The sequence below is a fragment of the Brevibacillus panacihumi W25 genome, assembly GCF_000503775.1.
Lineage (GTDB): Bacteria > Bacillota > Bacilli > Brevibacillales > Brevibacillaceae > Brevibacillus > Brevibacillus panacihumi_A.
This window is the reverse complement of the sequence record NZ_KI629785.1, coordinates 710,290-728,968: the sequence shown is the minus strand read 5'-3', so window position 1 is coordinate 728,968 and position 18,679 is coordinate 710,290. Positions and strand designations below refer to the sequence as shown.

The following is an 18,679-nucleotide window of genomic DNA, read 5'->3' as shown; positions in this document are numbered from 1 at the left end:
AAACTAGTTGAGACCATGGTAAAATATTGATGTTCATTGACTACATGCGGCAAGCAGGTGATTCCAATCGAGAAACGGGAAAAAAGACGCCGCGTTACGCTTCAACAGGTAGCAGAACACGCCGGAGTCTCACGCGCTACCGCTTCCTTGATCGTGCGCGGCAGCACCAACATTTCCGAGGCTACCCGCAAGAAAGTACTGGAGTCGATGCGGGAATTAGGCTATGTCTATGATCGTGTCGCCGCTAATCTGCGGTCCCAGCACTCGTCAACAGTCGGGTTGCTCATTACCGAGATCGACAACCCGTTCTTTTCCGAATTGCTGGTCGGTGTCCATCAGTCGCTAGATAAGGATGGCTATACGGTTATTCTCGGAACCACCTTTGACTTGAAGGACAAGCAAGACACGCTCTTGTCCACCATGCTGGAATACCGAGTCGGTGGGGTGATCCTGAGTCCAGTCTCCAAAAGCACGATGGAAACCATTGAGCGTCTGCGAAAATGGGACATCCCTGTCGTGCTGGTCGCAAAAGACATTCCTGGATCAAACTGTGATTACGTGGGAATCGACAACGTCGGGGGAGGAAAACTGGCCGTGGATCACCTCATCCGGTTGGGGCATCGCCGGATTGCTTTTCTGGGGGGGCCATCGGAGTCTACGGCTTGGAAAGACCGGTATCGCGGCTATCTGCTCGCACATGAAGAGGCGGGTCTTGCGGTGGACCAATCTCTGTGGGTCGAGGGGCATGCTACGGTGCAAGGCGGGGTAGAGGCCTTGCGCAAGGTGCTCAACAGCCCGAATCCGCCGACTGCGGCATTTTGCTACAACGACGTCGTCTCGTTTGGCGTCATGCACGGCTTGAAAGAAGCGGGATTGACTCCCGGCAAGGATTTGGCCATCGTGGGCTTTGACAATATTAAAGAGGCAGCCATTTACAACCCTAGTCTGACGACGATTGCGGCCACCCCTGAGCTGGTCGGGGCGCATGCCGCAGATTTGTTGCATCAGCGTATTCGCGGAATGGACGAGGGTCCTCAGAGGATTATTTTGAAGCCACAGCTCGTGGTGCGCGAGTCATGCGCCGCCGGGTCGGCTGGTTCAGCTTTCTGAAAAAAGAATCAAAATTGGTACAAAAAAAGTCTTCAGAACCATTTTGTCATTGGGGCTGAAGACTTCTTTGTTTTTCTGTTTCCTCTCCACCTCAATAGAAGCAGGTACGGTTCCTATGTTTTCATTAATCAAATATACTGCGATTCGGCTCGTAAATGTCCCACGCCAGCTTCAATGACTCGACGATCTGATCGGCTACGGACTCGGCGTCCAGCTCGCTGGTCGTAATCCGGGAATGATGGATATTGTAGGCGGACCGTCTGTTCAGGAACAGCTCCTCGATTTCATCCAGAGACTTGTTTTGCAGGATTGGCCGGCTGTCGATGATCAGCGGAATCCGTTCTTTCCAGGACTCCCAGGACAGATCGAGGAAAAAGACGAGGCAGTTGGCCAGGCAAGCCTTGCGCACTTCTTCCTGAAGATACGCCCCACCGCCAAGAGACAGGATCTTGACACGGGTATTTTTGCAAAGGGAGACGATCAGCTCGCGTTCCATCTTGCGGAAGCTTGCCTCTCCCATTTCCTTGAAGATTTGGGAGATCGGCATCTGGTGAATGCGTTCGATCTCCTCGTCGATGTCGATAAAATCCCGGTACAGCTTTTTGGCGACAAGCTGGCCGATGGTGGTTTTGCCAGCACCCATGAAACCGATGAAGGCAATGTTTTTCTCGCGAATCGATATATCTATATTTTCAGTCATTTTTTTACTCTCTTTCCTTATTCTTGTAGCTCACTGGCGAACTTTATAACGTCCATTATGAAGCGAAAAAGCGGTTTGTGTCAATTCAAAATGACGTAATTGCTTTACTGATTTACATTCCTAAAGCTGGGTGAGAGAAATACCCTTGCAGAAAGAGTTGGCGAGAATAATTTTCTAAAAATTAATAATAGATTGACATGGCGAAAAGGGCTCTATTATAATCCGTTGTATCGATATACTATATCGAGATACTAAACCGATACACTAATTATCAAAACAGGTTTTTTGCATCACGAGTCAAATGCGAATGGGAGTGACATCTCTATGAAACCATTACGAACTGGGAATGCGGTTTTAGTCGTTAGCGCTGATGAAGCGGTCAAGTGGATTCCTTCGGGAGCGACTGTCACTTTTTGTGGCGCCGGTGGCGGTTTGCTGGAGCCGACACAGGTGATCGATGCTCTTGCCCGCCGTTTCCGGGACACTCAGGAACCGCGCGATCTCACGTACTGGCATTCGACAGGCCTGGGAGATCGTGCAGATCGGGGGATGTCCCCACTGGCTCAGCCTGGAATGGTCAAGCGCATTATCGGCGGTCATTGGGGACAATCGCCGCGACTGGCTGAAATGGCGGAACGAAATGAAGTCGAAGCCTATAATTTTCCCCAGGGTGTGATGAGCCAGGTGTTGCGGGCAGCAGCAGCGGGACATCCGGGGATTCTCAGCCATGTCGGTCTGGGAACCTTTGTAGACCCGAGGCAAAAGGGCGGAAGGTTAAACGAGCGGACACAAGAGGAACTCATACGGCTTATGAAAATCGATGATCAAGAATGGCTGTTCTATCCCGCTGTGCGGCCGGACGTCGCGATTATCCGGGGGACGACTGCCGACACCGAAGGGTATATCAGCATGGAGGATGAGATTGCTTACCTGGATGCGCTGGCAATGGCGCAAGCCGCCCACAACAACGGGGGAATCGTCATCGCGCAGGTCCAACGTCTGGTCAAGTCGCGCACGCTGCATCCGAAGTCAATCAAAATTCCGGGCTATCTCGTGGATGCGGTCGTCGTCGACCATGATCAGCCGCAGTTGTACGCCGGTTCGGTCAATCGATTTTTTTCCGGGGACTATGTCATGGAGACGGGAGAGGTCATCCCGCTTCCGCTTAACGAGCGCAAAGTAATCGCTCGTCGTGCCCTTCATGAAGTGAAACCAGGGGATGTCGGAAATGTCGGAGTGGGGATCTCGGACGGCATCGGAATGGTAGCTCGCGAAGAAGGCGTGAGCGAAGAGATGACATTGACGGTGGAGACGGGGCCGATCGGCGGGGTTAGTGCCCAAGGCATCTATTTCGGAGCGAGTGTCAATATGCAGGCAGTACTGGATATGCCGGCACAGTTTGACTTTTACGATGGTGGAGGGCTGGATGTCTGCTTTTTGAGTTTTGCCGAAGCAGATCAATCGGGAAATGTGAACGTCCATAAGTTCAACGGCAAAATCATGGGGACAGGCGGGGTTATCAATATCAGCCAGAACACCAAAAAAGTGATTTTCAGCGGTACCTTGACAGCTGGGGGGTTACAAACGGCGATTGAAAACGGCGGCCTGCGAATCGCCCAGGAGGGACGCTTTCAGAAGCTGGTTCCACAAGTGTCGGAGATCACATTTAACGGCAAGGATGCCCTTCATCGCGGACAGGAGGTCATCTATATTACAGAACGCGCTGTCTTTCGTCTGACGCCAACCGGCTTGGAGCTTTGTGAGATCGCGCCGGGACTGGACGTAGAGCAGGATATCATTCGTCACATGGGCTTTCGACCGCAGATTGCGGATGATCTCAAAGAAATGGACCGCCGCCTGTTCCTGCCGCAGCCGATGGGGATTCGCAAAGAGTGGATAAACAAAACGAAATAAACGAAAAATCCGAGGAGGAATGAACATGAGTAACGTATTGCCTTTTCAAGTAGGGGACACCTGCTCTTTTTCCAAAACCATCACAGAGACAGAGGTGTATCAATTCGCCGACATCACCGGAGATTACAGCCAAATGCACACCGACGAAGAGTTTATGAAAACAACGAAGTACAAAACACGGATTGCTCACGGCATTATCTCCCTCGCGATCGGTTCCACGGCTTCGACCCTGATCCAGGTGCAGGCAAAAGCAAGCCTCCCGAGCGTCTCCTACGGGTATGACCGACTGCGTTTTATCAAGCCAGTCTTTTTCGGAGACACCCTTACAGCCAAGTACACGATTATCGAGGTAGATGAAGAGAATTTGCGAACGAGAGCCAAGGTGGAAGTGTTTAACCAAAACGACGAGATCTGCACCTATGCAGAGCATATTTTGAAATTTTTCCCAGCCTAGCAATCTATTCGTAAAGGAGGCTGTGATATGTTCCGTTTTCGCAAAACATTCACTTTTCTGATCGTTTCTGCTATGATGTTGACCGCTGGATGCGGATCATCAGCCAGTACATCCGCCGGACAATCCGCAGTGGATGACTACCCAAGGCAAACAATAACGGGTGTGATCCCTTGGGGGGCTGGCGGCGATACTGACACGATCACACGTGCGATTGTGCCGTTGGCTGAGAAGAATTTGGGGCAGTCCATCGTTCTGAGCAATAAAACAGGTGCCAATGGGGCGATTGGTTTGCAGTATGTCGCAGATAAAAAGCCGGACGGCTACCATCTGCTCTTCACGGCTGAAAATGCAGCGAGCTACGGTGTGCTGGGCATTTCCAAAACGGATTTTGCAGACTTTTACCCGATCAACATCATGGCGAGTGCCGTACCGGCAATTATTGTCTCGACAGAGTCTCCTTATCATACGATCGATGATCTGATTCAGGAAGCGTTGGCGAATCCAGGAAAGGTCAAAATGGGTTCGACTGGACAGGCGACCATGGACTTCATCGTCAGTACCATGCTGAGCGCAGCAACGAATGTGGAGTTTAACATGGTTCCTTTTGAAGGCGGCGGACCTGCCTTGACGGCGGTACTCGGCGGTCACGTCGATGTGACGGTGACCGGATTGACGGCAGCGTTGGAAAACATGAAAGCTGGAAAAGTGCGAATCCTCGCAGTCATAAGCGAAGAGCGTGTCGAACAGGCCAAAGACGTGCCGGCAATTTTGGAATCGGTTCCAGACATTAAGAAGTTTTTGCCGTGGGGTCCTTTTTACGGCGTCTGGGTCAAAGCCGATACCCCTGACGAGATTAAGCGCAGACTGGTTGCCGACTTTGCGAAAGCACAGCAAGAGCCGGAATTTCAGGAATTTTTAAAGCAAAGAGGAGCTGTCTCGTTGGGGTTGTCCGGTGAAGAAGCGGTGAAGTTCTGGAAGGACTGGCAATCGACGACTGCATGGTTGCTGCAAGATGCGGGAGTGGCAAAAGTCCATCCAGAAGAACTCGGAATCAAGAGAAAAGAATAAGCAAGTAGTATCGAAAGCAGTCTGTGGGGGGAGCAAGGTGAAAATAGCGATCCTGGGATCAGGGGCATTGGGCAGCGTCATCGGTGGTGTCTTGACCGAAGCGGGATCAGAAGTGTATCTGATTCGGCGATCTGCGGAATATGTCCGCATCATGAACGGGGAAGGACTGACCCTGCATGAAGGCACCCATAGGCGTAATGTCCGGGTGCGGGCAACGACAGACTGTTCGTCGATTGGGACGGTCGACCTGGTGATTGTGTTGGTGAAATCTTACCACACGAAAGAAGCGATCGAGATGGCTCGCCCGATGATCGGGGAGCATACCATGGTGATGTCTTTGCAGAACGGACTTGGCAACGAAGAAATGATCGCAGAGGCAGTAGGGAAGGAGCATGTGCTGGTCGGGCGGACATACGTTGGCGGGGTCATGCTCGATCCTGGACAAGTCAGTGCTGGCACGAAAGGCAAACACACTTATATTGGCGAGCTGGACGGTCAGGTAACCGAGAGGGTCAAGCGCGTAGCCGATGTATTCAATCAGTCCGGCTTGGCGACGACGGTCAGCGACAATATCATGGGGATCATGTGGGACAAACTGCTGATCAACGTAGCCACCGGCGCCTTGTGCGGCATTACTAGGCTGCCGTACGGCGGATTGTACAGCGTCCCCGAATTGCGGAATTGCGCACTTTCAGCGGTAGCAGAAGGGATCGCTGTGGCGCATGCAGCAGGGGTAGAGCTATCGATCCAAGCCCCAGAGCAAGCCTGGATCAAAGCCGCCGAGGGGTTGCCGGATGATTTCAAGCCTTCCATGCTGCAGAGTATCGAAAGCGGAATGCCGACCGAAATCGATTTTATCAATGGCTCCGTCGTGCGCTGGGGAGCGAAGTGGGGTGTACCGACGCCGGTCAACAGTGTGTTGATGGCCTGCGTGAAGGGAATCGAATACGGGCTGGGGCAAGGCCGCTCGTGATCAGACTGGCTATTATTACGGGAAAGATCCCTAGAGGGGAGAGCTTTTGGTGTATCCAAAAAAATCGTATGTAGAACATGTCGCCTTTTATGTGCAGGATATCCACTGGCATATCCGCTTTTTTCAGGAGGCATTGGGCTTGCCGCTCGTCAATGTTGATGGGACAAGAGAGGAGCCAAAACAGGCTTGGCTGCTGGGTGGACTGCAATTGATCGCAGATAGTGATTTTTCCGGCGGTCAGGGGCGGTTGGGTCACATCGCCATCATGACAGAGGATCTGGAACAGGCGTTGGAAGAGGTGTACGCCTGGGGCTGCACTTCTCTACCGAGAGGAAAAAATTGGGTGTTATTGCCGGACGGGCTGGTTCTGGAGTTCATTCAGGCGAAACCAGGCGCCATCGACAAGCTGTTGGATGTGGAAGTAAGTTACAGAAACTGATAGTTGCGTAAAGGCTGTCTTCCGAAGTGATCTTTGGGTACAGCCTTTTTTGCTTTCAAGGAAGGCAGGGTAGGCACGAAGCGGCACAGGACTGCCCGTTCCTTTACTTGCCGTTTTTTTTAGTTTAGGATAAAAATATGTTTTCTATATGGATTACGAGGTGGTACCCAATCGTGAAACAGAAAAAAAGAACGCGTGTGACGCTGCAGCAGGTAGCAGATCACGCAGGTGTATCGAAGACTACTGCCTCCTTGATAGTCAGAAACAAGTGTCAGAATATTTCTGAAGCTACCCAAAAAAGAGTCCTCGCATCCATGAACGAACTGGGGTATGTATATGACCGCGTCGCAGCGAACCTGCGCAGCCAAAGCTCGTCGACCGTGGGGATGATTATAACGGAAATTGCCAATCCGTATTTTTCCGAACTCCTGGACGGGGTTCATCAGGAGCTGGACAAGCACGGCTACACGGTCCTGCTCGGAACGACTTCCGAATCGGGTAAGAAGCAGGACAGCCTGCTTTCTACGATGATGGAATACCGGGTGGGCGGCGTCATCCTCTGCCCTGCTACGAAGAGTTCGATCGAAACGATCAACAAGATGGTGAATTTGGGCATTCCGGTTATTCTGGTCGGCAAGGAGATCTCGGGAACAGATACGGATTACGTCGGTGTTGATTTTAGACCGGGAGCCAAAATCGCTGTGGAGCATCTCATCGCAAAAGGGCATCGTCGCATCGCCTTGCTGGGAGGCCCGATGGAAGCTCATTCATGGAAGGACAGAGAGGCCGGGTACCGTGAAGCTTTTGAAGAAGCCGGACTGGAAGTAGACGAATCGTTGATGATCGGCAGTACCATGACGAGAGAGGGAGGGCTGGAAGCGGTAAGGGAAATCCTGCGTCATCCCGAACCGCCGACTGCCATCTTCTGCTATAACGATGTCATTGCTTTTGGTGCGATGGTAGGACTGAAGGAGGCGGGGCTGAACCCGGGCAAGGACATTGCGGTTGTCGGCTTTGACGATATTAAAGAGGCGGCAACCTCTATTCCCAGCCTGACGACCGTTTCTTCGTCTCCGCAGTTGATCGGTACGTATGCGGCAGACCTTCTCCATAAACGAATAGAAGGGCTGGATATGAAGTCACAGCGTATCATACTGCAACCGCAAATCGTAGTCCGTGATTCCAGTGCATACGAGATCGGGTAGAGGAGGTAGCGATACATGGAATGGCAGCAGCTTGAGTATTTTCAGGCATTGGCCAAGCATCAGAATTTTACCAAGGCAGCGGATGAGCTCGCATTGACCCAATCGGCACTCAGCCGCTCCATTGCCAAGCTGGAAGAGGAGCTGGGCGTTCCCCTGTTTGATCGCAAAGTAAGGGGCGTGACGCTGAATCAATATGGAGAAATTCTGTTGCCATATGTGAACCGGGTCATTCAGGAGATCAACCAGGCCAAACAAGAGATCAGGGATTTGGACAATCCATATCAAGGCACGATCTCCCTTGCCTTTATCCATACCTTGGGATCAAGCTTCGTCCCCGATCTGATCAGTGTTTTTCGCGAAAAATACCCCGGCATCCAGTTTCAGTTGACCCAGGACTCGACCCGCAAAATCATGAATCTGCTGGAGGCTGGCGAAATCGATCTGGGTCTGTGCTCACCCAATGAGCAGATGAAGAACAAGTATATCGAATCGGTCGTGGCGATCGACGAACCGCTCTATCTGATCGTGCCGAAGGAGCATCGATTTGCTGCACGGACAAAAATTGAACTGCAGGAAGTGGCGGATGAGCCATTCGTCTCCTACAAGCATGAGAGCGGCATTCGCGAAGTGATCGAAAGGCTTTGCCAGGAAGCGGGCTTCAAGCCGAACGTCACGTTTGAAGGCGTCGGGGATGAGACGATCGCGGGGTTTGTGGCTGCCAACTTCGGCGTAGCGCTGATTCCGTATATTCCGGGGCTGGACATGGAGAAAATTTCGATTCTGACCGTTACCAAGCCAGTATGCAAACGCGTGATTCAGATGGTCTGGCGCAATGATCGCTACATGTCCCCGGCAGTCGTCCAATTCAAGAGGTTTCTCAAGCAAAGTCACGGCATAACCAAATAACCAATTCCTAAAACTCATGGATACCATGAGTTTTATTCATTTTATTCCTAGCAAAGTAACAGCTATACTGTGAGCAAGAGATTTCATGAGAGCAAAGAGAGGTGGAGAGACCGATGAGCAGGAGTGCATTGAGTGCCTATAAGGATGGAGCTGTCTGGTGGGATACCTCCATTAGCCAAATCAAAAAGAATGAAATTATCATCCGTGGTTATCCGATCGAAGAATTGATTGGCACCCTGTCGTATAGCCAAATGCTGTACCTCCTCCTTTGTGGAGAGGTCTTGAGTGAGAAAAAAGCGCGGTTACTTGAAAGCGTTTTAGTAGCCGGTGCCGATCACGGACCGAGAGCTCCCTCGATTGCAGCAGCTCGCATGGCAGCGACTTGCGGGATTTCGTTCAACTCCTGTGTAGCTACCGGCATCAATGTGCTGGGCGACATTCACGGAGGAGCAGCGGAGAAGGCCATGGCCTTGTTCTACAAAACAAATGCACGACTTGAAGCCGAGCCTGATCTGGGATTCGATGAAGTCATCGCGGAAGAGCTGGATCTTCTCGAACAGAAGAAAGAGAAGCTGGGCGGCATCGGTCACCAATTGCATGATGACGATCCGCGCATCAGAAGATTGTACGCGCTTGCAGAGGCTCTGGTCGAAGAAGGTGAAATTTCGGGAAAATACCTGAAAATTGCGGAAACGTTCAGGAGTCAGCTGGAAGCGCGCAAAAATAGAAAAATGACCATGAACGTTGACGGGGTAGCTGCCGCGATTCAATGTGAGCTGGGCATACCGGCAGAATCGGCGAAAGGAATTTTTGCACTGTCCCGCGGGATGGGTATCGTAGCCCATGCGCTGGAAGAGTTGCAAAATGGCTTGCTGATCAAAGGGCCTTGCCCGAATCGCGACGATCTGGTCGGTTATTCCGGTCCGGCACTCAGACATCTGCCACAGGAAGAAAAATAAAGCCCTGAACACTCCAGGTGATAAAGCCGAACAACAAGGTGGTGAACAAACGAGTGTTGGAACTGCTGCTAAAAAAGCCATTCGAAATGGAATTGCGAGAAGCAAAATCACTGCCTGGCCCTGTCGGCGACGAGGTGAAAATCAAGCTGATTTACGGCGGGATCTGCGGTACAGACCTGAGTGTATACAAAGGCGGGCTCGCCTACGCTACTTATCCTGTCCGTCCGGGGCATGAGCTTCTGGGCACAATTATCGAGGCAGGAGAAGAAGCCCGATACCAGCCCGGCACCCGGGTAGTCGTTCTCCCCAATACATTTTGCGGAACCTGCGTGAAATGCCAAGCGGGCAAGACGAACATCTGCCTGAACAAGAAGTCGCTGGGGATCAACATGGATGGCGGTTTTTCAGAAGAATTCGTCATTTCCTCGAGGTTCGTATTGCCCGTCCCTGATGATTTGCCAGACGAAAAAGCTGTCTTGATCGAACCGTTTGCTGTCGTGGTCCACGCACTGAAAAAGGTGGAGATCCAAAAAGGCACCTCCGTCGCGGTGATCGGCTGCGGCAACGAAGGAAAACTGGCGATCCTGCTCGCTCAATATCTGGGCGCAGAGGTGACGGCGATCGACATCCAGCCAAGGAAGCTGGAAAAGGTCAAAGAGCTCGGACCTCACATCCGTACTGCTTTGCCGAAGGAAGTCAGGGGAGAGACGTTTGATGTGGTCATCGAGGCAGCCGGTACGAACTCTTCCATAGAAGATGGAATCAAACTGGTAACGTCAGGCGGCGCTATGGTCATGATCGGAATCACGCAAGAATCCAGCTTGCCCGTAGCACATGTCGTACGCAGTGAAATTACCCTCTACGGATCGATCATCTACCAATTCCCGGATGACTATCTGCAGACGATCGAATATTTGCGCAACAAAGCTTTTCACGTCGAACCGGTCGTCTCCAAGATCATGCCGGTGGCTGCTTACAAACAAGCATATGAAAACGCTTTTTCTGGCGACTATGGAAAAATCATTCTCGATTTCAGGGGTGAATCTATCAAATGAAAAAAGATCTGATTTCGCATCAACTGGTCAAGTATTTGGAGGATCGCGGCGTCGAGCATCTCTTCGGACTCTGCGGCCATACCAACATCGCGGTGCTGACAGCCCTCGAAACCAGCAAGATCAAATTTGTGAACACGCGTCATGAGCAGATTGCCGCGCACATCGCAGACGGCTATGCCCGCGCGAAAAAACAGACAGCTGTCGTACTCAGCCATCTGGGACCTGGTCTCACCAATGCGGCGACCGGGGTAGCCAATGCGGCTCTCGACTCGATCCCGATGGTTGTCATCGCCGGGGACGTGCCAAGCCACTACTACGGCAAGCATCCACACCAGGAAGTCAACATGCATGCGGACGCAGCCCAATACGAAATCTATCGTCCTTTCGTCAAACGCGCTTGGCGTGTAGACAGACCTGATTTGTTCCCGCAAATTCTCGAGAAAGCCTTCCAACTGGCGGAAAGCGGCAGACCAGGACCTGTGCTGGTATCCGTGCCGATGGACATCTTCTCCATGGAGATCGAAGTCGAACTTTTTGAAAAAGTGAAGCAGCACACCAGAACCCTGCACAAGCCGTCACTGGATCAGGAGACAGCTACCCGCATCGTAGAAAAGCTGATTCAAGCGAAAAATCCTGTGTTGTACGTCGGCGGAGGAATCATGCTTGCTGATGCTGCAGCAGAATTGCAAGAGCTCGTCGATCACCTGAGCATTCCCGTGGCGCACAGCCTCATGGGCAAAGGTGCGATCTCGGACGACCATCCATTCACCTTGGGCATGACAGGCTTCTGGGGAACCAAATTCATCAACGACACGACCCGCAATGCCGATGTGATTCTGGCTTTGGGTACCCGTTTTGCCGAAGCGGACGCCAGCTCGTGGGAAAAAGAATACACCTTCGATATTCCGAAAACCAAGCTGATCCACATCGACATCGATCCAAGCGAGATCGGCAGAAACTATCCGGTTGATATCGGCGCCGTCGCTGATTTGAAGCAGGCCTTGAAAGCAATCAACCGCGTGGCCAAAGAACTGCTGCCAGAAGGCAAGAAAAACGAAGAGCTCAAAGCGAAAATCGCTGCCAACCGTGCCGAGTTCCAGGGAGCCAACAAGGAGCATATCGCATCCAATGCCTTCCCGATGACGCCACAGCGCATTTTGCAGGAAGTACGCGACGTATTGCCTCGCAATGCGATCATCACAACCGATGTGGGCTGGAACAAAAACGGGGTAGGGCAGCAATTCCCGGTCTATGAGCCAGGCTCTGTCCTAACGCCAGGCGGATTGGCGACAATGGGCTTCGGTGCTCCTGCTGCCTTGGGTGCCAAGATCGCGCAACCGGATCGCGTCGTTCTCTCGCTTGTCGGCGACGGCGGCTTCGGACAAAACCCTGCCGTATTGGCGACAGCAGCAGAAGAGAACATCCCTGTCGTCTGGGTGATCATGAACAACTACGCGTTCGGAACGATTGCTGGCTTGCAAAAAGCACACTTCGGCACGACTCTGGGCACCTTGTTCAAGCGTGACGGGCAGCCGTACTCGCCGGATTACGCAGCAATCGCCAAGGCATATGGCATTGATGGGGTCAAAATTCAATCGGCAGATGAGTTCAAGTCTGCGTTGGAGACCGCTATTGCGTCCAACAAGCCTTATGTGATCGACGTTCAAATGCAGAATATTCCGACTCCAACGGCTGGACATTGGAATATTATGGATATCTATTCTCCAGACAAGAAAGTACACCACGTAGCAGTCGAGTAATTTCAAGGAGGAAAAAGAAAGATGGCAGAGACAAAAGTAAGAGCAACCGAACTGACACCAGAACAACAGCAAGAGCTGGATCAAGCTTTTGAAAAGGCAAAAGCGGCGCTGGCCATCATCGAAACTTACGACCAGGAGCGCGTAGACCGTCTGTGCCAAGCGGTTGCTTGGGCAGTCGCCAACAAAAAAACATTTGAACGCCTGGTGAAAATGGGAATCGAGGAGAGCCGTCTGGGCGATCCGGAAAGCCGCATGAACAAGCGCTTTAAAATCCGTGGAGTTCTGCGCGATGCCCTGCGCCAGAAAAGCGTCGGCATCATCGAAGAGATTCCGGAAAAGGGAATCGTCAAATACGCGAAGCCAGTCGGAATCATCTCCTCGATCGTACCGACTACCAACCCGGACCTCACTCCGGCAGGCACCGCGATCTATGCGATCAAAGCGCGCAACGTCGTGATTTTCTCTCCGCATCCGCGTTCCAAGAACACCTCTTATGAGACTGTTCGCCTGATGCGTGAAGCATTGGAGAGAGAAGGCGCACCAGCCGACATCCTGCAATGCCTGACCAACGTCAACATCCCGATGACCAAAGCCTTGATGGCGCGTGCTGACCTCGCTCTGGCGACAGGCGGAAAAGACATGGTGAAAAGCGCGTACAGCTCCGGTACTCCCGCATACGGCGTAGGGGCTGGGAACGCAACCATGATCATCGACGAGACAGCCGATACTGCTGATGCGGCACGCAACACCATGCTGAGCAAAACCTCCGACTTCGGTTCTGGCTGCTCTGCAGACGGAAACCTGATCATCAGCGACAAGATCTTTGATGAGATGCTGGAGCAATTGGTCAAAGTCGGCGGCTACCTGGCGAATGATGAAGAAAAAGAAATGCTGCGCAAAGCGATGTGGGATGACGAAGGACATCGTCTGCCAACAACGGTAGCGCTGGCTCCGCAAAAACTGGCGGAAGCGGCAGGCTTCTCCATCCCGGAAGACCGCAAATTCATCATCGTGCACGGCGACGGAATCGGCAAAGAGTATCCGTTCTCCGGCGAGAAGCTGACAACCTTGCTGGCTGTGTACAAATATGAAGGCGAATTTGAAAATGCGCTCGATATGATGCGCGCGATCTATGAAGTGGGTGGAAAAGGCCACTCTTGCGGAATCTACTCCTTCAACGACGATCACATCCATCGCCTGGGACTGGCTGCGCCAGTAAGCCGGATCATGGTGCGCCAGCCACAATCCAAAGCAAATGCGGGAGCGTTCAACAACGGCATGCCGATGACGTCCAGCCTGGGCTGCGGAACATGGGGAGGCAACATCGTATCCGAGAACGTCCACCTGAAGCACTACATGAATACCACTTGGGTATCGCGTCCGATCCCGGAAGACAAACCTTCCGATGAAGAGCTGTTCGGCGAGTTCTACGATCCTGAGCTTGAAAAATAAACGTTTTGCCTGGCATCCACTATCACGCGAATGGAGGAAACAACAAGGTGAATAAACAATTTTCCCTAGCTTACTTGACCGTGTTGGGCTGTCCGCCAGATGAGATGATTGAGATTGCCGCGCGCGCTGGTTATGATTTCGTCAGTCTAAGACCCATTTACATGGGTCTTCCTGGCGAACCAAATTACTCTTTATCCGACAACCCTGACCTGATGAAAAAGACAAAGAAAGCGCTGTCGGATACAGGCGTGAAGCTGCTCGATATCGAATTGGCCCGCATTTATGACGGTCTTGACCCCAAACGATACCTCCCTGCGATGGAATCCGCAGCAGAACTAGGGGGACGGCATGTTCTCAGCAGCATTTGGACGGATGACCGCAATTTTGCCATCGAAAGCTTTGCAGAGCTTTGTGATTTGGCGAAACCTCTGGGGCTTACGGTAGAGCTGGAATTCGTGCCGATCGCGAGCGTTTCTACTCTCGCGGGGGTTCTGGATGTTCTGCATACTGTCAAACGGGATAATGCAGGTGTGATGCTCGACATGCATCACTTCCATCGCTCTCAAGACAAGGTAGAGGATCTGGATGCCGTCCCACGCGAATGGTTCCGCTTCCTTCACCTGTGTGATGCCCCGGCCGAAATCCCGACATCCAAGGAAGAAATGACGCATATCTTGCGCGAAGCCCGGCTGTACGTTGGCGAGGGCGGCATTGATGTCGCAAGCATCGTGAACCGCATTCCGGAGATTCCTTGCTCCATCGAACTGCCGAATACCCAACGTTCCAAGGAACTGGGGTACGCGGAATTCGCCCGTCAGTGTCTGGTTACAGCCAAGGAATACTTCGCCAAGCACCCTCGCGAAGAGCAAGATACCCTCGATAAAAAAAAACTAGTTGAAGTATAGGTGATAGAATATGAAAAAAATTCTAATGCTGCACGGCATCAATCATGACATGTTTGGCAAGCGTGATCCGGTACAATATGGAACCGTTACGCTGGATGAAATCAATGAAAAAATGACAGCACTCGCCAAGGAACTGGGTGTGGAAGTCGAGTTTTTCCACTCCAATCACGAGGGTGAGATGGTTGAGCGCATTCATCGGGCATTCCAGGAAGAGAAGGATGCCGTCATCATCAACGCAGGAGCCTGGACGCACTACAGCTACGGCTTGCGCGACGCTTTGGCGATCCTGACCGTGCCGATCATTGAGATTCACATGTCCAATATTCACGCTCGCGAACCGTTCCGTCACCACTCTGTCTTTGCGGAAATCGCCAAGGGGCAAATCTGCGGTTTTGGAGTCGATAGCTACCTGCTTGGACTGCGTGCAGCGATTGCTTCGATTGCCGATTAAAAAAATCTTCATAATAAAAAAGAAAATAAAAGTAGAAAAAACAGATTTCTATAATATAATCAAATTAATAAAATTTTTAGATCTATTAAAATAAGGGGGTTTCATTTATGTTACGCAAGACTATGATTTCTGTAATCGCTTTCAGCATGCTGGCATTGGCAGGCTGCTCGCAAGGCACTTCCTCCGGCGGAGCTGCTCCGTCCGAACAGCCGCAAGCTGCCCAAGAGGGCGCTAAGTTCCCGAACGGCACAGTAACTGGTGTTGTTCAATGGGGTGCAGGTGGAGCGTTGGACACCATGTCCCGCAAAATTGGACCTCTGGCTGAGAAGTACATGGAAAGCGGCTCTCTCGTTCTTACCAACAAGCCAGGTGCTACGGGCGCGATCGCAACGCAATACGTACATGACAAAAAAGCAGATGGCCACACGCTCCTGTTTGCGGCTGAGAACCCTGCCCTGTACGGCGTAATGAAAATCTCTGACGTAGATTTCAAAGACTTCTATCCAGTAAACATTCTGGCTCGCGGTATCGCGACTGTCGTTGTTCCAGGTGATTCCAAATACAATTCCCTGGAAGATCTGATCAAGGATGCGCAAGCGAATCCTGGTAAAGTGAAAATGGCTTCTACCGGACCAGGAGGACTTCCTTTCACTGTCACGACCATGCTTGGAACCGTTACCAACACCGAATACAACATGGTTCCATTTGACGGAGACGGTCCTTCCCTGACTGCTTTGCTTGGAGGACACCTGGATGCGACAGTTCTGGGGCTGCCTGCTGCGATTGAGAACGCTAAAGCTGGAAAAGTAAAAATTTTGACTGTCATCAATGATGAGAGAATCGAAGAACTGAAAGACGTTCCTGCTGTAGTGGAAACACTGCCTGATATGAAGAAGTACCTCCCATGGGGACCTTTCTATGGCGTATGGGCGAAAAATGACACTCCAGATGACGTGAAAAAAGCTTTGGTTGACATCTTTGCAAAAGCTCAACAAGATCCTGACTTCCAAGACTTCTTGAAAAACTCTGGTGCCATTTCTGTAGGTATCTCTGGTGATGAAGCTGTGAAGTACTGGAAAGACTGGCAGTCTACTACAGCATGGCTGCTGCAAGATGCTGGTGCAGCGAAAGTGAGTCCGGCTGATCTGAACATCGAGAAAAAGAACTAGGGTGATGACATGGTAGCGGGAAAATATATTTCTACACTCCTGATTGTTCTCAGTCTTGCAGTTGTGGCAATGTCGTTTAACATCGAAGGACAGAGCGTGTTTGATCCTTCATCTCCTGCCTTTTTTCCCGCATTAGTTGGCGCTGTCATGCTCATCAGTGCTCTTATGATTGCCAGAAGAGGGGTTCAATCCCCCTCTTCTGCGCAAGAAGAGGACAAGGCGCCAAAACCGGTTGCAGGAAATGAAGATGATGAAGAGCTAGAGAAAGACATGTATGAAGTTGAGAACATTACACAAAAAGGCATTAACATACGCTTGATTTTATTTACATTGCTGGTTGTCCTGTTTGCAGTCCTGATGAATTACTTCAACTTTATGGTTCTCTCTTTCCTGTTCCTCTTTGGAGCAATGCTTCTGCTCAGCAGGGAAAAAGTGCTCAGAAGCCTGATCCTCTCCGCAGTATTTGCTGTAGGCTTCTACTACATTTTCGTCTATGTCTTCCACTTTGTGTTTCCTTCGTAAGGAGTGTGAATCATGCTAGATCAGATTTTAGTACCTTTTACGGACTTACACCTGCTGCTCCTGATCGCTCTTGGTACTCTGTTTGGCGTCGTAAAAGGTCTTTTGCCTGGGCTGTCGGTTACGATGGCGGTCACTCTACTGGTCTCACTAACCTATACGTGGGACACCATACCAGCGATCGTCACGATGATTGCCGTGTTTTACGGCGGTGTTTACGGCGGAGCACGCTCTTCTATCTTGATCAACGTTCCTGGTTCGGCTTCTTCGCTGGCACATACCTTTGACGGGTATCCGCTGACGAAAAGAGGGGAAGCAGGCGTCGCTATCGGGATTACGACGATTTACGCTGTGATCGGTGGAGCGATCGGTCTTTTGTGCCTGGCTCTCGCTGCTCCGTTTTTGGGAGAACTGGCTCTTGGCTTTGCTGCACGAGACTACTTCCTGATCATGTTCCTCGGATTGCTTCTGGTAGGCGGGCTTAGTGAGGGTTCTATGGCAAAAGCCATTTTCGTGGCTGGCATCGGTGTGACTCTTGGCATGGTGGGGATGGATTCCCTGACTGGTGTAGAACGCTTTACCTTTGGAAATCTGGAATTGAAAAGCGGCATCAACTATATCGCGTGTATGCTAGGCTTGTTTGGATTGTCAGAAGTATTCGTCCAATTGCACAATTTGGGAAAAGTAAAAGCCGATGTGATCATCGGAAAAATACTGCCTCCTCTCATCTATTTGATCAAATTTTTGCCTCTTACAATCCGGACAGCCATTATTGGGGTTGTTGTCGGAATTCTGCCGGGCGCCGGCGGAGAAATCTCATCCTTGATCGCCTATGATCATGCCAAAAAGACAGTGAAAAACCCGACACGTCCATTCGGGAAAGGCGCTTATGAAGGTCTCGTCGCTCCTGAGGTAGCGGTTATGTCTACAAATGGCGGCGCTATGATTCCAATGTTGACTTTGGGAATTCCGGGAGATGCGGTTACAGCTGTTTTGATCGGTGCCATGACCATCCACGGTCTGAAACCAGGTCCTATGCTCATGGTGGAAACTCCAGAATTGTTCTGGGTCATTCTGGGTGCAGCACTCGTTTCTCTAATCTTCATTATTGTTTGGGGACTTTCTGCGATTTCCTTCTTTGCCAGAGTCATTCTGATTCCCAAGTACATTCTGATGCCCATCATCGTCTTCTTTACCGTAATTGGTTCTTACGGAATTAATAACAGTGTTGCGGATGTCTACTGGATGATTGCCTTCGGGGTCATTGGATATTTGCTCAAGCTGTACAAATTCCCGACTGGGCCGATGGTCTTGGGTATTATTCTTGGACCGCAGATGGATGTGTATCTGCGCAGAGCGATCATTACGGAAGAAGGCAGCGTTTGGGGCTTCGTATCCAGTCTGTTTGTCCATCCGATCAGCTTGATCCTGACTCTCTTTGTCCTGTTTACACTGCTCTCACAGACCAACATGTACAAGAAAATGACGAAGCAGCTTTTTCAAAAATTCTCGAAAAAATCTGCATAAGAATCGTTGACAGACATCTCCATCTAAGATTGCCCATACGTCATAGTGCCCTCTGTTCCAGGAGGGATTATGGCCTCGCAATGTGCTCAAAACAGGTTTACGTGTAAGGGAGT

General features: G+C 51.2%; 18 protein-coding genes. 17 read left to right on the top strand and 1 reads right to left on the bottom strand.

The features are described 5' to 3' along the window. Positions 1 to 57 precede the first annotated feature (57 nt). On the top strand, positions 58 to 1,110 hold the full coding sequence (locus T458_RS44465) for a LacI family DNA-binding transcriptional regulator (protein WP_023557561.1): 1,053 nt from the start codon (positions 58 to 60) through the stop codon (positions 1,108 to 1,110). A 124-nt stretch (positions 1,111 to 1,234) separates the two neighbouring features. Here the strand turns inward: T458_RS44465 and T458_RS44460 are convergent, their stop codons facing one another. Beyond that, positions 1,235 to 1,810 (bottom strand): shikimate kinase, encoded by a 576-nt coding sequence (locus T458_RS44460; protein ID WP_023557560.1) that lies wholly within the window; start codon positions 1,808 to 1,810, stop codon positions 1,235 to 1,237. Positions 1,811 to 2,134: 324 nt separating this feature from the next. Here T458_RS44460 and T458_RS44455 point away from each other — a divergent pair, with 324 nt between their 5' ends. The 16 genes from T458_RS44455 to T458_RS44380 all read left to right on the top strand — a co-directional run bounded on the left by T458_RS44455 (position 2,135) and on the right by T458_RS44380 (position 18,566). After that, positions 2,135 to 3,724 (top strand): acyl CoA:acetate/3-ketoacid CoA transferase, encoded by a 1,590-nt coding sequence (locus T458_RS44455; RefSeq protein WP_023557558.1) that lies wholly within the window; start codon positions 2,135 to 2,137, stop codon positions 3,722 to 3,724. A gap of 25 nt (positions 3,725 to 3,749) precedes the next feature. Next, the gene (locus T458_RS44450) at positions 3,750 to 4,178 is read left to right on the top strand and encodes a MaoC family dehydratase (RefSeq protein WP_023557557.1); all 429 of its coding nucleotides are present in this window, start codon (positions 3,750 to 3,752) and stop codon (positions 4,176 to 4,178) included. A gap of 27 nt (positions 4,179 to 4,205) precedes the next feature. After that, a complete protein-coding gene (locus tag T458_RS44445) occupies positions 4,206 to 5,246 on the top strand; it encodes a Bug family tripartite tricarboxylate transporter substrate binding protein (protein ID WP_023557556.1) in 1,041 nt (346 codons plus the stop codon). Between the two features lie 37 nt (positions 5,247 to 5,283). Further along, complete coding sequence (locus tag T458_RS44440; protein WP_023557555.1) at positions 5,284 to 6,219, top strand: ketopantoate reductase family protein; 936 nt, start codon at positions 5,284 to 5,286, stop codon at positions 6,217 to 6,219. Positions 6,220 to 6,268: 49 nt separating this feature from the next. Next, entirely contained in the window at positions 6,269 to 6,658 is a 390-nt protein-coding gene (locus tag T458_RS44435; RefSeq protein WP_023557554.1) for a VOC family protein, read from the top strand. 173 nt (positions 6,659 to 6,831) lie between these two features. Further along, entirely contained in the window at positions 6,832 to 7,863 is a 1,032-nt protein-coding gene (locus T458_RS44430; protein WP_023557553.1) for a LacI family DNA-binding transcriptional regulator, read from the top strand. 15 nt (positions 7,864 to 7,878) lie between these two features. Continuing rightward, positions 7,879 to 8,769 carry a LysR family transcriptional regulator gene (locus T458_RS44425; RefSeq protein ID WP_023557552.1) on the top strand — a complete coding sequence of 297 codons (891 nt, stop codon included), beginning with the start codon at positions 7,879 to 7,881 and terminating at the stop codon, positions 8,767 to 8,769. A 113-nt stretch (positions 8,770 to 8,882) separates the two neighbouring features. Continuing rightward, entirely contained in the window at positions 8,883 to 9,728 is an 846-nt protein-coding gene (locus T458_RS44420; protein ID WP_023557551.1) for a citryl-CoA lyase, read from the top strand. 53 nt (positions 9,729 to 9,781) lie between these two features. Then, positions 9,782 to 10,783 carry a zinc-dependent alcohol dehydrogenase gene (locus T458_RS44415; protein WP_023557550.1) on the top strand — a complete coding sequence of 334 codons (1,002 nt, stop codon included), beginning with the start codon at positions 9,782 to 9,784 and terminating at the stop codon, positions 10,781 to 10,783. Next, on the top strand, positions 10,780 to 12,543 hold the full coding sequence (locus T458_RS44410) for a thiamine pyrophosphate-binding protein (RefSeq protein WP_023557549.1): 1,764 nt from the start codon (positions 10,780 to 10,782) through the stop codon (positions 12,541 to 12,543). Before T458_RS44415 ends, T458_RS44410 begins: the two co-directional genes overlap by 4 nt. Positions 12,544 to 12,564: 21 nt before the next feature. Continuing rightward, positions 12,565 to 13,995 (top strand): aldehyde dehydrogenase family protein, encoded by a 1,431-nt coding sequence (locus T458_RS44405; protein WP_023557548.1) that lies wholly within the window; start codon positions 12,565 to 12,567, stop codon positions 13,993 to 13,995. A gap of 47 nt (positions 13,996 to 14,042) precedes the next feature. Then, complete coding sequence (locus tag T458_RS44400; RefSeq protein ID WP_023557546.1) at positions 14,043 to 14,900, top strand: sugar phosphate isomerase/epimerase family protein; 858 nt, start codon at positions 14,043 to 14,045, stop codon at positions 14,898 to 14,900. 10 nt (positions 14,901 to 14,910) lie between these two features. Then, the gene (aroQ, locus tag T458_RS44395; protein WP_023557545.1) at positions 14,911 to 15,351 is read left to right on the top strand and encodes a type II 3-dehydroquinate dehydratase; all 441 of its coding nucleotides are present in this window, start codon (positions 14,911 to 14,913) and stop codon (positions 15,349 to 15,351) included. 107 nt (positions 15,352 to 15,458) lie between these two features. Continuing rightward, on the top strand, positions 15,459 to 16,520 hold the full coding sequence (locus tag T458_RS44390; RefSeq protein ID WP_023557544.1) for a Bug family tripartite tricarboxylate transporter substrate binding protein: 1,062 nt from the start codon (positions 15,459 to 15,461) through the stop codon (positions 16,518 to 16,520). A 9-nt stretch (positions 16,521 to 16,529) separates the two neighbouring features. Continuing rightward, entirely contained in the window at positions 16,530 to 17,042 is a 513-nt protein-coding gene (locus tag T458_RS44385; protein WP_023557543.1) for a tripartite tricarboxylate transporter TctB family protein, read from the top strand. A gap of 12 nt (positions 17,043 to 17,054) precedes the next feature. Next, a complete protein-coding gene (locus T458_RS44380) occupies positions 17,055 to 18,566 on the top strand; it encodes a tripartite tricarboxylate transporter permease (RefSeq protein ID WP_023557541.1) in 1,512 nt (503 codons plus the stop codon). Positions 18,567 to 18,679 lie beyond the last annotated feature (113 nt).

Bases quoted from the DNA above. Each gene is read 5' to 3' on its own strand.
- T458_RS44455 (WP_023557558.1), top strand. From the start codon at position 2,135: ATGAAACCATTACGAACTGGGAATGCGGTTTTAGTCGTTAGCGCTGAT.
- T458_RS44410 (WP_023557549.1), top strand. From the start codon at position 10,780: ATGAAAAAAGATCTGATTTCGCATCAACTGGTCAAGTATTTGGAGGAT.
- T458_RS44405 (WP_023557548.1), top strand. From the start codon at position 12,565: ATGGCAGAGACAAAAGTAAGAGCAACCGAACTGACACCAGAACAACAG.
- T458_RS44460 (WP_023557560.1), bottom strand. From the start codon at position 1,810: ATGACTGAAAATATAGATATATCGATTCGCGAGAAAAACATTGCCTTC.
- T458_RS44425 (WP_023557552.1), top strand. From the start codon at position 7,879: ATGGAATGGCAGCAGCTTGAGTATTTTCAGGCATTGGCCAAGCATCAG.
- T458_RS44380 (WP_023557541.1), top strand. From the start codon at position 17,055: ATGCTAGATCAGATTTTAGTACCTTTTACGGACTTACACCTGCTGCTC.
- T458_RS44445 (WP_023557556.1), top strand. From the start codon at position 4,206: ATGTTCCGTTTTCGCAAAACATTCACTTTTCTGATCGTTTCTGCTATG.
- T458_RS44390 (WP_023557544.1), top strand. From the start codon at position 15,459: ATGTTACGCAAGACTATGATTTCTGTAATCGCTTTCAGCATGCTGGCA.
- aroQ (WP_023557545.1), top strand. From the start codon at position 14,911: ATGAAAAAAATTCTAATGCTGCACGGCATCAATCATGACATGTTTGGC.
- T458_RS44385 (WP_023557543.1), top strand. From the start codon at position 16,530: ATGGTAGCGGGAAAATATATTTCTACACTCCTGATTGTTCTCAGTCTT.
- T458_RS44420 (WP_023557551.1), top strand. From the start codon at position 8,883: ATGAGCAGGAGTGCATTGAGTGCCTATAAGGATGGAGCTGTCTGGTGG.
- T458_RS44450 (WP_023557557.1), top strand. From the start codon at position 3,750: ATGAGTAACGTATTGCCTTTTCAAGTAGGGGACACCTGCTCTTTTTCC.